General features: G+C 69.6%; 14 protein-coding genes. 13 read left to right on the forward strand and 1 reads right to left on the reverse strand.

Features of this window, described 5'->3' with window-relative positions; all coding sequences use genetic code 11:
- The 8 genes from G3573_RS15875 to G3573_RS15910 form a co-directional block, all read left to right on the forward strand.
- Positions 1–757: PhoH family protein (locus G3573_RS15875; RefSeq protein WP_240454746.1), on the forward strand; the 757-nt coding region annotated here is incomplete at its 5' end.
- On the forward strand, positions 754–1,227 hold the full coding sequence (gene ybeY / locus G3573_RS15880; protein WP_163262386.1) for an rRNA maturation RNase YbeY: 474 nt from the start codon (positions 754–756) through the stop codon (positions 1,225–1,227). The genes G3573_RS15875 and ybeY, both read left to right, overlap by 4 nt.
- Positions 1,220–2,095 (forward strand): hemolysin family protein, encoded by an 876-nt coding sequence (locus G3573_RS15885; protein WP_163262388.1) that lies wholly within the window; start codon positions 1,220–1,222, stop codon positions 2,093–2,095. The genes ybeY and G3573_RS15885 overlap by 8 nt, the downstream gene beginning before the upstream one ends.
- Positions 2,092–3,672, forward strand: a complete 1,581-nt coding sequence (gene lnt / locus G3573_RS15890) for an apolipoprotein N-acyltransferase (RefSeq protein ID WP_346427400.1) — start codon at positions 2,092–2,094, stop codon at positions 3,670–3,672. Before G3573_RS15885 ends, lnt begins: the two co-directional genes overlap by 4 nt.
- A 56-nt stretch (positions 3,673–3,728) precedes the next feature.
- Positions 3,729–4,151 carry a helix-turn-helix domain-containing protein gene (locus tag G3573_RS15895; RefSeq protein ID WP_163262390.1) on the forward strand — a complete coding sequence of 141 codons (423 nt, stop codon included), beginning with the start codon at positions 3,729–3,731 and terminating at the stop codon, positions 4,149–4,151.
- Positions 4,152–4,235: 84 nt separating this feature from the next.
- The gene (gene metK / locus G3573_RS15900) at positions 4,236–5,429 is read left to right on the forward strand and encodes a methionine adenosyltransferase (protein ID WP_163262392.1); all 1,194 of its coding nucleotides are present in this window, start codon (positions 4,236–4,238) and stop codon (positions 5,427–5,429) included.
- A 124-nt stretch (positions 5,430–5,553) separates the two neighbouring features.
- Complete coding sequence (gene trmB / locus G3573_RS15905) at positions 5,554–6,243, forward strand: tRNA (guanosine(46)-N7)-methyltransferase TrmB (protein WP_163262394.1); 690 nt, start codon at positions 5,554–5,556, stop codon at positions 6,241–6,243.
- A 146-nt stretch (positions 6,244–6,389) separates the two neighbouring features.
- Positions 6,390–7,151, forward strand: coding sequence for an SDR family oxidoreductase (locus G3573_RS15910; RefSeq protein WP_163262396.1), 762 nt, complete (start codon positions 6,390–6,392; stop codon positions 7,149–7,151).
- 2 nt (positions 7,152–7,153) lie between these two features.
- Here G3573_RS15910 and G3573_RS15915 read toward each other — a convergent pair whose 3' ends face one another.
- On the reverse strand, positions 7,154–8,041 hold the full coding sequence (locus G3573_RS15915; protein WP_163262398.1) for a LysR family transcriptional regulator: 888 nt from the start codon (positions 8,039–8,041) through the stop codon (positions 7,154–7,156).
- Between the two features lie 165 nt (positions 8,042–8,206).
- Between G3573_RS15915 and G3573_RS15920 the strand changes: the two genes are divergently transcribed.
- The 5 genes from G3573_RS15920 to G3573_RS15940 all read left to right on the forward strand — a co-directional run.
- Entirely contained in the window at positions 8,207–8,536 is a 330-nt protein-coding gene (locus G3573_RS15920; protein WP_163262400.1) for a hypothetical protein, read from the forward strand.
- A gap of 139 nt (positions 8,537–8,675) precedes the next feature.
- Positions 8,676–9,302 carry a ribosome maturation factor RimP gene (gene rimP, locus G3573_RS15925; protein ID WP_346427401.1) on the forward strand — a complete coding sequence of 209 codons (627 nt, stop codon included), beginning with the start codon at positions 8,676–8,678 and terminating at the stop codon, positions 9,300–9,302.
- On the forward strand, positions 9,302–10,951 hold the full coding sequence (gene nusA, locus G3573_RS15930) for a transcription termination factor NusA (protein WP_163262404.1): 1,650 nt from the start codon (positions 9,302–9,304) through the stop codon (positions 10,949–10,951). The genes rimP and nusA overlap by 1 nt, the downstream gene beginning before the upstream one ends.
- Before the next feature lie 45 nt (positions 10,952–10,996).
- Positions 10,997–11,671 carry an RNA-binding protein gene (locus tag G3573_RS15935; RefSeq protein WP_163262410.1) on the forward strand — a complete coding sequence of 225 codons (675 nt, stop codon included), beginning with the start codon at positions 10,997–10,999 and terminating at the stop codon, positions 11,669–11,671.
- Positions 11,672–11,747: 76 nt separating this feature from the next.
- Positions 11,748–12,158: IF-2-associated domain-containing protein (locus tag G3573_RS15940; protein WP_205598291.1), on the forward strand; the 411-nt coding region annotated here is incomplete at its 3' end.

Below are 12,158 nucleotides of genomic sequence, written 5' to 3' on the forward strand. Positions count from 1 at the left end.
GGCCGAGGCCGGCGCCGAGGTGACCGAGGCCGACGTGCGCGCCTCCGCCGCCGCGGCCCGGGCCGGCGAGAGCGTCGCCCACGGCGTGCTGCCGGTCGGCCGCCGCGGCCCGATCGTGCCCAAGACCTCGGCCCAGGCCCGCTATCTGGAGATGCTGGAGCAGCACGAGCTGACCTTCGGCATCGGTCCGGCCGGCACCGGCAAGACCTTCCTGGCCGCCGCCTACGGCGCGACCCTGCTGCTCAAGGGCGCGGTCGACCGGCTGGTCATCACCCGCCCGGCGGTCGAGGCCGGCGAGCGGCTGGGCTTCCTCCCCGGCGACCTGACCGAGAAGGTCGACCCCTACCTGATCCCGATCTGGGCGGCGCTGGACGAGATCCTGGGCGCCGAGGCGGTCCGCCGCCGGCGCGACAAGGGCGAGATCGAGGTGGCCCCGATCGCCTTCATGCGCGGCCGCACGCTCAGCCACTCCTTCGTCATCGTCGACGAGGCGCAGAACCTGTCGCGCCTGCAGATGAAGATGGTGCTGACCCGCCTCGGCGAAGGCGCGCGCATGGTGGTCACCGGCGACCCCAGCCAGGTCGACCTGGTCAATCCGCGCGACAGCGGCCTGTCGCACGCGGTCGGCATACTGAAGAACGTGAAGGGCGTGGCCGTGGCCCGCTTCGAGGCCGCCGACGTGGTCCGCCACAAGCTGGTGGAGCGGATCGTGCGGGCCTACGACGCCGACCTGACCGCGAAAGCGAAACCGGAATGATCACCGTCGAGACCGAAGTCGAGGACGAGGCCTGGCTGCGCGCCGTGCCGGACGCTGAGGCGCGCGCGCGCGTGGCCGCCGAGGCCGCCCTGGAGGCCGGCGGCCACGAGGGCGAGGCGGAGGTGACCCTGCTGTTCACCGACGACGCCGAGCAGCGGGCGCTGAACGCCGAGCATCGCGGCAAGGACAAGTCGACCAACGTCCTGTCCTTCCCCTCGCCGGAATTCGCCCGCCCGCACCTGGGCGACATTTCCCTGGCCTACGGCGTCTGCGCGGCCGAAGCGCAGGCCCAGGGCAAGCCTTTGGCGAACCACCTCAGCCATCTGGTCGTGCACGGGGTCCTGCATCTGCTAGGATGGGACCATCAAAACGACACCGAGGCCGAGGAGATGGAAGCCCTGGAACGCGCTGTTCTTGCTAAGCTCGGCGTTCCGGATCCCTACGCGGCGCAAAACGAGACAGATGTCTAACCCCGACGGCCCGAGTAGTCCGAACTCTCCGCTGAAGCCCTGGCTGGGCATCTTCTCCCGGCTGGCCCGTAGCGAACCGCGCGTCGAGGCGCCGACGCCGGACGGCGGCGTCGACCTTGTCGATCAGGCCGAGGCCTTCCAGAGCCTGCGCGTCGCCGACGTCATGACGCCCCGCGCCGACATCGTGGCGGTGGAGATCTCCACCACCCTGGCCGAGGTCGTGAAGGCCTTCGTTGAGGCCGAGCACTCGCGCATGCCGATCTTTCGCGAGACGCTCGACGACCCCGTGGGCGTCGTCCACATCAAGGACGTGGTCAAGCTGCTGGCCCCGGCCGAGGGCAAGGCCGGCCCCAACTGGAGCGAGCCGGTCCTGCACCGCCTGAAGCGCGAGGTGCTGTACGTGCCCGCCTCCATGCGCGCCCAGGACCTGATGCTGAAGATGCAGACCGCCCGCGCACACATGGCGCTGGTGATCGACGAGTTCGGCGGCACCGACGGCCTGCTGACCCTGGAGGACCTGGTCGAGGCGGTGGTCGGCGAGATCGAGGACGAGCACGACGTCGAGGCGGCCGCCTCCGTGGTGCAGCGTCCGGGCGGCGTGATCGAGGCCGACGCCCGCGCCCCGCTCGAGGAGCTGGAATCCATGCTGGGCGGCGAGCTGACCCCGCCGGACCAGGAAGAAGAGGTCGACACCCTGGGCGGGCTGGTCACCGTGCTGGCGGGGCGCGTGCCCCAGCGCGGCGAGGTGATCCCGCACCCGGCCGGGTTCGATTTCGAGGTGATCGACGCCGACCCGCGCCGCGTGAAGCGGCTGCGCGTGCGGCGGGTGGAACGCGCCGAACCGGCGCCGGCGACGGAGGGGGCGTGAACGCACGGGGGGCGAAGGCCGCGGTGATCCTGGCTGCGCTGGGCGCTGGCTTGGCCGCAGGGTTCGCGCATCCGCCGTTCGGCTTCTGGCCGGGCCTGGCGGGCTATGCGCTTCTGATGTGGCTGGTCGACCGCACCGACGACGAGCGGAGCGGCTGGAAGGCCTTCGGCCTCGGCTGGCTGGCCGGCTTCGGCTACTTCTTCGTCGGCTGCTGGTGGGTGGCGGAGGCCTTCCTGGTCGACGCCCGCCAGGCCTGGATGGCCCCGTTCGCCGCCGCCCTGCTGCCGGCCGGCATGGGCCTGTTCTGGGGCGCGGCCTGCGCGCTGTATCGCAAGATCGCCCGTCCGGACCTGACCCGGGTCATCGCCTTCGCCGGCGTGTTCGCCCTGTTCGAATGGATCCGCGGCCACGTCCTGACCGGCTTCCCGTGGAACCTGGCCGGCGAGACCTGGACCGCCGGCTCGCCGCCGTCGCAGGTCGCCGCCTGGATCGGCGCCTACGGCCTGACCTTCCTGACCGTCCTGGCGGTGGTCTGCTTCGAGCCCCTGTTCCACCCGGGCCCGATGCGCCGGCGCGCGGGCGTGGCCCTGACCGGCGTCGCTATCCTGGCCGGCCTGTGGATCGCCGGCTCGGTGCGGCTGGCCGGCGCGGGCCGGGCCGGGAACACTCACGAAATCGTGCGGGTGGTCCAGGCCGACGTGCCGCAGGAGGCCAAATGGAGCCCCGAGCAGCAGCGCAACATCATCCAGCGCTACCTCAACCTGACCGCCCGCCCGGGCAAGCGCACGCCCGACTACGTGGTGTGGCCGGAAGGCGCCCTGCCGGGCTCGCTGGACGAGTTCTTCGCGCCGGGCGCGGAGGTGCGCGAGGGCGTCAAGCGGGCGCTGCAACCCGGTCAGACCCTGCTGCTGGGCGGCTACCGCGGCGAGCCGACGCCCGACGGCGGGGCCAAGTGGTACAACAGCCTGGTGGCGTTGCGCGACACCGGCGACGACCTGCAGGTGACCGGCGTCTACGACAAGCACCGCCTGGTGCCGTTCGGCGAGTTCCTGCCGCTGGAGCCCTTGGCCGAGAAGATCGGCCTGAAGGAAATGGTCCATGTCGGCGACGGCTTCTCGCCGGGCCCGCGCCCGGCCCCGATCCGGCTGAACGGGACCACCGTCCAGCCGCTGATCTGCTACGAGAGCCTGTTCCCGGGCCTGCCGACCCAGAAGCGCGGCCGCGCGTCCTGGATCGTCAACGTCTCCAACGACGCCTGGTTCGGCAAGACCTCCGGCCCGAAGCAGCACCTCAACCTGGCCAGCTATCGCGCCATCGAGCAGGGCCTGCCGATCATCCGCGCCACGCCGACCGGCGTGTCGGCCGTGATCAGCCCCTACGGGCGGGTTCTGGAGGGCGCGCGACTGGACTCCGGCGAGAGCGGCGTGATTGATGCGCCCCTGCCTGCGGCGCTCGAACCGACCTTGTATTCGCGTTTCGGCGACCTGGCATTTTGGGTTTTAACGCTGTCTGCGCTAATTTTCGCGTTCTGGTCGCGCTTTAACGGCCTTAAATTGAGTGACAGAACGCCCATTTGAATTAAATGGGTCCCCCGTTGCGGCGTAGTTTCACCCTTATGGGGACGACAGCGTAAATGGACGACAAAGGCGACTTCGAGCGCGGCCCCAATCCCATCGACCTGCACGTCGGTGCGCGGGTGCGGATGCGACGTAAGTTCTTGGGTGTCAGCCAGGAAAAGCTGGCCGACGCACTGGGTCTGACTTTCCAGCAAGTGCAGAAATACGAGCGCGGCGCCAACCGTATCAGTGCATCCAAACTGTTTGAGATCGCACGTTACCTGCAGGCGCCGGTGGCCTACTTCTTTGAAGGCCTCTCGGAACAGACCGCGATGGAAGGCTTCTCCGAAAGCCAACCTGAGCAGTTCGTTCACGGATTTCTGATGACCCCCGAAGGCATCGAGCTGGCTTCCCTATTCCCGAAACTGCCGCCCCGTTACCGGCGCCGGGTTCTGGAGCTGGTTCGGACCATGGCCGAGGGCGACGACGTCGAGAACTAGGCGTCGCGACCCGGTCAGGGTCACTTGCGGATATAAACATATCTTTATATGTTCGCGGGCCTCAGCTCAGCGGGGCGACAAACCGTGATCCGACCCTCCTACATCTTCACCAGCGAAAGCGTTTCCGAAGGCCATCCGGACAAGGTGGCTGACCGGATCTCCGACACTGTGGTTGACGCTTATCTGGCGGCGGAACCCGAGGCCCGAGTGGCCTGCGAGACGCTGGTGACCACCAACCGCATCGTCCTGGCCGGCGAGGTCCGCGGACCTCGCTCGGTGATCGACGGCCTCGAGGACAAGGTCCGGGCCGCCGTGAAGGACATCGGCTACGCCCAGGAAGGCTTCCACTGGGCCAACGCCGACTACGCCTGCCACCTGCACGAACAGTCCGCGCACATCGCCCAGGGCGTCGACGCCGCCGAGGGCAAGGACGAGGGCGCCGGCGACCAGGGCATCATGTTCGGCTACGCGGTCGACGAGACCCCGGAGCTGATGCCCGCGACGCTGCAGTACTCCCACAACATCCTCAAGCGCCTGTCCGAGGTGCGCCACTCCGGCGAGCGTCCGGAGCTGGAGCCCGACGCCAAGAGCCAGGTGACCCTGCTCTACGAGAACGGCCGCCCGACCCGCGCGCTGAAGATCGTGGTCTCGACCCAGCACAAGGAGGGCCTGTCCTCCCGTGACGTCGAGGCGCTGATCCGCCCCTACGTGCTGTCGGTCTTCCCGGAAGGCCTGATCACTCCGGAGACCGAGTGGATGGTCAACCCGACCGGCGCCTTCGTGATCGGCGGCCCGGACGGCGACGCCGGCATCACCGGCCGCAAGATCATCGTCGACACCTACGGCGGCGCGGCCCCGCACGGCGGCGGCGCGTTCTCCGGCAAGGACCCGACCAAGGTCGACCGTTCGGCCGCCTACGCCTGCCGTTACCTGGCCAAGAACGTCGTGGCCGCCGGCCTGGCGTCGAAGTGCACCCTGCAGGTCAGCTACGCCATCGGCGTGTCGAAGCCGCTCAGCTTCTATGTCGACCTGCACGGCACCGGCCAGGTCGACGAGGCCCGGCTGGAGAAGGTCCTGCCCGACCTGATCGGCGGCCTGACTCCGCGCGGCATCCGCGAGCACCTCAAGCTGAACCGGCCGATCTACGCCCGCACCGCGGCCTACGGCCATTTCGGCCGTACGCCGGACCGGGAGGGCGGCTTCTCCTGGGAGAAGACCGACCTGGTCGAGGAGCTGCGCAGCCTGTTCGGCGCCAAGGTCCTGGCCCCGGCCGAATGATCTGACCTCAGGCGTGTGAGCGCCTGACGGGGAACGTAAGCGGCGCCGCGCTCACAAGAGCCGGCGCCGCTGTCGTTTCCGGACACGGTTTCCGCGGCGGGCGCGAGCGTCTATAGCCCCGCCCATGTCCACGCCTCCTTCCTGGGGTCCGCTGCGTTCGTTCGGGCGGATCAAGTCGCGCACGCTGAAGCCCCGTCAGGCCGCCCTGATGGAGACCCTGTTGCCGCAGATCGCCGTGCCCGATCCGGCCTCAGGCCCGATCGATCCGCGCGCGCTCATGCCCGAGGCGAAGGAAGTCTGGTTCGAGGTCGGCTTCGGCGGCGGCGAGCACATGGCCGAGCAGGCCGCCCGCCACGCCGACGTGCTGATCGTCGGCTGCGAGCCGTTCCAGAACGGCGTGGGCAGCGCGCTGCGCCACGTCGAGGAGCGCGAGCTGAACAACGTGCGCCTGCACATGGGCGACGCCCGCGACGTGCTGGCCGCCTTCCCGGACGCCTCGCTGACGCGGGTGTTCGTGCTGTTCCCCGATCCCTGGCCGAAGGCGCGCCACCACAAGCGTCGGGTGATCCAGCAGGAGACCCTGAGCGAGCTCGCCCGCGTGCTGAAGCCGGGCGGACGCTTCCGCTTCGTCACCGACTGGAAGGACTACGCCGCCTGGACGCTGGAGCGCGCCCTGAAGGAGCCCGCCTTCCGCTGGCCGGCCGAAAAGGCCGACGACTGGAAGGTCGCGCCGGCCGACCACGTGACCACGCGCTACCAGGAGAAGCTGCTGGGCGACACCCAGCCGATCTACCTGGAGTTCGAACGGGTCTGACCTGTTCCGCGAGGGAACAGATCGTGTGCCGGACGCCCGGCTAACGACGGGATTTCGCACGTCTATCTAGGGGCTTCGTTCTGAGCCGCGGTCCGAACTTTCCGGCCGGCCTGCGGTTCGGTCGCCAAGTCCCTGGAGATCGTGAAATGAAGATCGTCGTCATCGGCGGCACCGGCCTGATCGGCTCGAAGGTCGTGAACATCCTGCGCCAGAAGGGGCACGAGGTGGTCGCCGCCTCGCCCGACAGCGGCGTCGACACCCTGACCGGCAAGGGGCTGGCCGAGGCGCTGGCCGGCGCCGAGGTGGTGGTCGAGCTGGTCAACTCGCCCTCGTTCGAGGACGAGGCGGTGATGAAGTTCTTCAAGACCTCGACCGGCAACCTGACGGCGGCCGAGAAGACGGCCGGCGTGCGCCACCACGTGGCCCTGTCGATCGTCGGACTGGAGCGGCTGCCCACCAACGGCTACTTCCGCGCCAAGCTGGCCCAGGAAGGCCTGATCAAGGCCTCGGGCGTGCCCTGGACCATCGTCCGCTCGACCCAGTTCTTCCAGTTCGCGCGCGGCATCATCGACGACGCGACCAAGGGCGGCGAGATCCGCCTGTCGACGGGCATGATGCAGCCGATCGCCGCCGACGACGTGGCCGCCGCGGTGGCCGACGCCGCCCTGGCCCCGCCCGCCATGGCCACGATGGAGATCGCCGGGCCCGAGCCCATCCGCATGGACGCCTTCGCCCGCGCCTATCTGGACGCTCACGGCGACAAGCGGACCGTCACCCCCGACCCGGAGGCCAAGTACTTCGGCGCCAAGCTGGACGACACGGCGCTGCGGCCCGAGACCGACCATCCGCGGCTGGGCAAGGTCACCTACGCCGAGTGGCTGCGCGAGGACGTCGCCCCCCCGCGCTGATCTCAGGCCTCCAGGGTCAGCGGCCGCATCCGCTCGGCCACGAAGTCGAGCAGCAGGCGCACGCGCAGCGGCTGGAAGCGGCCGAAGGCGTGCAGCGCCTGCAGCGGCACGCCCCTGAGCGGCCGCTCCGGCAGGACGATCTCCAGGCGCCCGGACTGGAGGTCGCCCTCGACCCACATCCTCAGCAGGCAGGCGATCCCCAGGCCGTTCAGGGCCGCATGGCGCAGCGCCAGGCCGGAATCCGCGTCGAGCACGCCCTCGGGCGAATACGCTTCGCCGTCGGCGAAAGTGATCGCGATCGGGCGGCCGCCCAGCAGGTAGCGCAGGTGCGCGGCCGCCGGCAGGTCCTCCGCCGTCCGCGGCCGCCCGGCGCGCGCCAGGTAGGCGGGCGAGGCGGCCAGCACCATGGGCAGCCGGCCCAGCGGCCGGGCCACCAGCTCGGTGTCGCCGACCGGTCCGGCGCGGAGGCTCACGTCGTAGCCCTCGCGGATGACGTCGACGTGCCGGTCGGTGACGCCGAGCTCCAGCTTGATCTGCGGGTGACGGGCCAGGAACTCGCCGGTCAGGGCGTCGAGCAGGCCCGGGGCCAGCACGTTGGGCAGGCTGACCCGCAGCCGCCCGCGCCCGCCCGTGTCGGCGTGCAGGGCGTCCTCGGCGTCCTCCAGCGCGCGGAGCAACGGCCCGACCCGCTCGAAATAGGCCGCGCCGTCGTCGGTCAGGGTCAGGGTGCGGGTGGAGCGCAGGAACAGCTTGGCTCCCAGCCGCCGCTCCAGCCGGTCGATGCTCTTGGACACCGCCGAGGGCGTGGTCCCGATCAGGCGGGCGGCCGCGCTGAACGAGCCGGTCTCAACCGCCCGGACGAACTGAACCAACCCCGCGGTCTTGTCCACGCCGACCCGATCTTTGACAAAACGGCACAGTTGTCGTGCCGTACGCGCACTTTCTCTGAAATTCTGACGCTGTTACCCTGCCCGGGCAACCAGGATGTGGCCTCGCGGGCGCGGGGCGCCGACGCAAAAGGCGTCCTCCACCCTCAAAATCGCAGCGAGGCTTCGATGGACGTTTCCAAGCTCCACAACAACGGCGTGCCGCCGGCCTTCCGCGGCTCGGCCCTCGACCAGACCGCCCCGGTGTCGGGCGCGAGCTCGACCGAGACGTCGGGCGTACGCGCGGACTTCGACAAGATCGCCCACAAGACCCCGGCCGAGCGCATGCGCGACGCCCTGCTCAAGCGGCTGGGCTACACCGAGGAAAGCCTGAAGGACCTGTCCCCCGAAAAGCGCGAGGCGGTCGAGCAGAAGCTGCAGCAGATGCTCCAGGAAGAGGCCAAGACCGCCGCCGCGACCGGCGCCCGTCCGGGCCAGGTCAAGGACGTGACGGCCTAAATCCCTCTCCCGGTCGGGAGAGGGAGAGACCTGCGCTCCGCGCCGGTGCGCGGGGCGTGTCCTTCTCCCGCCGGGAGAAGGACCCCGGTCAGGGGCTGGCGCGCCGACCGCGCCCGCGCTATATCCACCTGACATCGCTATCGCAGCGTCTTCCGACGCTTCGAGCGGCGGCCGGAAGGCCCGCCGCTTTTTTGTTGACCAGAGGACTGCCGAGTTGCGCGCCAAGACCGCCGAGGACCGCGCCATCCTGGAGCTGCTGGACCCCGTGGCCGAGAGCCAGGGGCTGGAGATCGTCCGGGTCCGCCTGATGGGCGGCACCCAGCGTCGCCGCCTGCAGATCATGGCCGAGCGTCCCGCCGACCACGACATCACCATCGACGAGTGCACGCGCCTGTCGCGCGCGGTCTCCGAGGTGATGGACGCCGCCGATCCGATCGCCGGCGAATACATGCTGGAGGTCTCCTCGCCGGGCATCGACCGGCCGCTGACCCGGCTGAAGGATTTCGAGATCTGGGAAGGCTACGAGGCGCGCATCGAGCTCGACCGTCTGGTCGAGAACCGTAAGCGCTTCAAGGGAACCCTGGCCGGGGTGGAGGGCGACAACGTCGCCGTCGACCTGGAGGGCGAGGACGAGACGGCGATGGTGCCGTTCGCCTGGATCTCCGAGGCCAAGCTCGTCATGACCGACGAGCTGATGAAAAAAGGCGCCGCGGAACGCGCGGCGCGTTTGACCAGTCAAACCGACGAAGAAGAGGACGAAGCCTGATGGCCGTCACCGGAATCAGCGCCAACCGGCTGGAGCTCCTGCAGATCGCCGACGCGGTGGCCCGCGAGAAGCTGATCGAGAAAGAGATCGTGATCAGCGCGATCGAGGAAGCGATCCAGAAGGCGGCCCGCGCCCGTTACGGCGCCGAGCACGACATCCGCGCCGCGATCGACCACAAGACCGGCGAACTGGCCCTGACCCGCGTGGTCACCGTGGTCGAGGACGAGCTGGACATCGAGAACGACTACGCCTTCCTTCGCCTCAAGGACGCCCTGAAGCGCGACAAGGAAGCCTTCGTCGGCAAGGAATACGTCGAGACCCTGCCGCCGTTCGAGTTCGGCCGGGTGCAGACCCAGATGGCCCGCCAGGTCGTGACCCATAAGGTCCGCGAGGCCGAGCGCGAAAAGCAGTACGAAGAGTACAAGGACCGCGCCGGCGAGATCGTCAACGGCACCGTCAAGCGCGTCGAATACGGCAACGTGATCGTCGACCTGGGCCGTGGCGAAGGCGTGATGCGCCGCGACCAGTCGATCCCGCGCGAGATGTTCAACATCGGCGACCGGATCCGCGCCTACATCTACGACGTCCGTCGCGAGACCAAGGGCCCGCAGATCATGCTGAGCCGCGCCCACCCGGGCTTCATGGCCAAGCTGTTCGCCCAGGAAGTGCCGGAAGTGTACGACGGCGTCATCGAGATCCGCGCCGTGGCCCGCGACCCGGGCTCGCGCGCCAAGATGGCGGTGCTGTCCAACGACGGCTCGATCGATCCCGTGGGCGCCTGCGTCGGCATGCGCGGCTCGCGCGTGCAGGCGGTCGTGGCCGAGCTGCAGGGCGAGAAGATCGACATCATCCAGTGGTCGCCGGACGAGCCGACCTTCATCGTCAACGGCCTGGCGCCGGCCGAAGTCACCAAGGTGGTGCTGGACGAAGAAGACGAGCGCGTCGAAGTGGTGGTGCCGGACGAACAGCTGTCGCTGGCCATCGGCCGCCGCGGCCAGAACGTCCGCTTGGCCTCGCAGCTGACCGGCTGGCAGATCGACATCATCACCGAGAGCCAGGACAGCGAGCGCCGCCAGCGCGAGTTCACCGAGCGCACCCAGCTGTTCCAGGAAGCCCTGGACGTGGACGAGGTCATCGCCCAGCTGCTGGCCACCGAAGGCTTCTCCTCGCTCGACGAAATCGCCTTCGTCGACGAGAACGAGATCGCCACGATCGAGGGCTTCGACGAAGACACCGCCCAGGAGCTGCAGACCCGCGCCCGCGAATTCCTCGAGCGTGAAGCCGCGGCCCTGGACGCCAAGCGCAAGGAGCTGGGCGTCGAGGACGGCGTGCTCGGCGTCGAAGGCGTCACCCTGCCCATGGCCGTGGCCCTGGGCGAAGGCGGCGTGAAGACGGTCGAGGACCTGGCCGACCTGGCCACCGACGAAATCCGCGGCGGCTACGAAATCCGCGCCGGCGAGCGCACCCGGGTCCCGGGCGTGCTGGAGAGCTTCAACCTGACCATCGAGCAGGCCGAGAGCCTGATCCTGCGTGCCCGCGTCGCGGCCGGCTGGATCGACGCCTCGGAGCTGGAAGTTCCGGTGGAGGAAGATGCCGAGGCCGAGGGCGACTTCGCTGAAGGCGAGCCCGAGGCGACCGAAGAGGCGTAAGCAGGCTTGTCCGACCGCGACACCCGTCCGGCGGAAACCGAGGGGATGAGGGCCGAGCCCTCGTCCCCTTCCGTTTCTGGCCCTCATGCTTCTGGCGACGACGCGCGCGCCCGCAAGGACCTCGCGACGGGCGAAGTGATGCCCGAAGAGCGCCTGATCCGGTTTGCGGCCGCGCCGGACGGCTCGGTCGTGCCGGACCTGGCGCGCAAGCTGCCGGGCCGGGGCATGTGGGTGGAGGCCAGCCGCGAGGCGGTCGACGCCGCGGTGAAGAAGAACCTGTTCTCCCGCTCGGCGAAGGCGAAACTGACCGCCCAGCCGGATCTCGCCGACCTGGTCGAACGCCTGCTGGCCAGGCGCGTTCTGGAGCAGCTGGGCCTCGCCCGTCGCGAGGGGGTCCTTGTCAACGGCTTCGAGAAGGCCCACATGGCCCTCAAGTCGGGAAAGGTCGCCTGGCTGATCGAAGCTTCGGACGGCAGCCCGGACGGGCGCAACAAGCTTCTCTCGGCGGCCACACGCCAGACCCCGCCGGTTCCGGTTCTTGGCGCGTTTTCCGCAGAAGAATTGGGTTTGGCCTTAGGGCTGGATAATGTGATACACGTCGTCCTCCTTGCGGGGCGACGGGCCGACCGCTGGACCGAAGAGGTCCGCAAACTGGCCGGGTTTCGCCCGCTCCTACCACCGAGTTGGCGCGAGGAAGCTCGAAACGGGCGGGGCGGTTGACGCCTCGGCCGGATTTGTTTTTGGAACGACGAGCGAAGGCCGGAGCCTGGGCTCCGCGATCGAGTAAAGCGAGCGAATGAGCGACGCGAACGACAACAACGACGGCGGCAACAAGCCTGCCTCGGGCGGACGTCCGCCCCTCACCCTGAAGCCGCGCGCGGCCGGATCGGTGAGCACGGGTACGGTGCGCCAGAGCTTCAGCCACGGCCGGTCCAAGACCGTGGTGGTCGAGACCAAGCGCCGTCGTGTGGAAGGCGCCCCCGAGAAGCCGGCGCAGCAGGCCTTCGAGGTGAAGCCGCGTCCGCAGGCGCCCGCGCCGGAAGCGCGCGAGGCCAAGCCGTCCGCCGCCTCGGCCGCCGCTGGCGGCCTGTCGGCCGGTGAGATGGAAGCTCGTCGCCGCGCCATCGAGGGCGCCCGGGTCGAGCAGGATCGCCGCGACGCCGAGCGCGGCGCCGCCGAAGCCGCCCAGCGCGCCCAGGAAGACGCC

The sequence above is a fragment of the Caulobacter sp. 17J65-9 genome, from assembly GCF_010975005.1.
GTDB lineage: Bacteria > Pseudomonadota > Alphaproteobacteria > Caulobacterales > Caulobacteraceae > 17J80-11.

What these genes read in the sequence shown, in the direction of transcription:
- trmB (WP_163262394.1), top strand. Translation starts at nt 5,554, where the DNA reads ATGTCCACGCCTCCTTCCTGGGGTCCGCTGCGTTCGTTCGGGCGGATC.
- G3573_RS15910 (WP_163262396.1), top strand. Translation starts at nt 6,390, where the DNA reads ATGAAGATCGTCGTCATCGGCGGCACCGGCCTGATCGGCTCGAAGGTC.
- nusA (WP_163262404.1), top strand. Translation starts at nt 9,302, where the DNA reads ATGGCCGTCACCGGAATCAGCGCCAACCGGCTGGAGCTCCTGCAGATC.
- G3573_RS15885 (WP_163262388.1), top strand. Translation starts at nt 1,220, where the DNA reads ATGTCTAACCCCGACGGCCCGAGTAGTCCGAACTCTCCGCTGAAGCCC.
- ybeY (WP_163262386.1), top strand. Translation starts at nt 754, where the DNA reads ATGATCACCGTCGAGACCGAAGTCGAGGACGAGGCCTGGCTGCGCGCC.
- G3573_RS15920 (WP_163262400.1), top strand. Translation starts at nt 8,207, where the DNA reads ATGGACGTTTCCAAGCTCCACAACAACGGCGTGCCGCCGGCCTTCCGC.
- G3573_RS15895 (WP_163262390.1), top strand. Translation starts at nt 3,729, where the DNA reads ATGGACGACAAAGGCGACTTCGAGCGCGGCCCCAATCCCATCGACCTG.
- G3573_RS15935 (WP_163262410.1), top strand. Translation starts at nt 10,997, where the DNA reads ATGAGGGCCGAGCCCTCGTCCCCTTCCGTTTCTGGCCCTCATGCTTCT.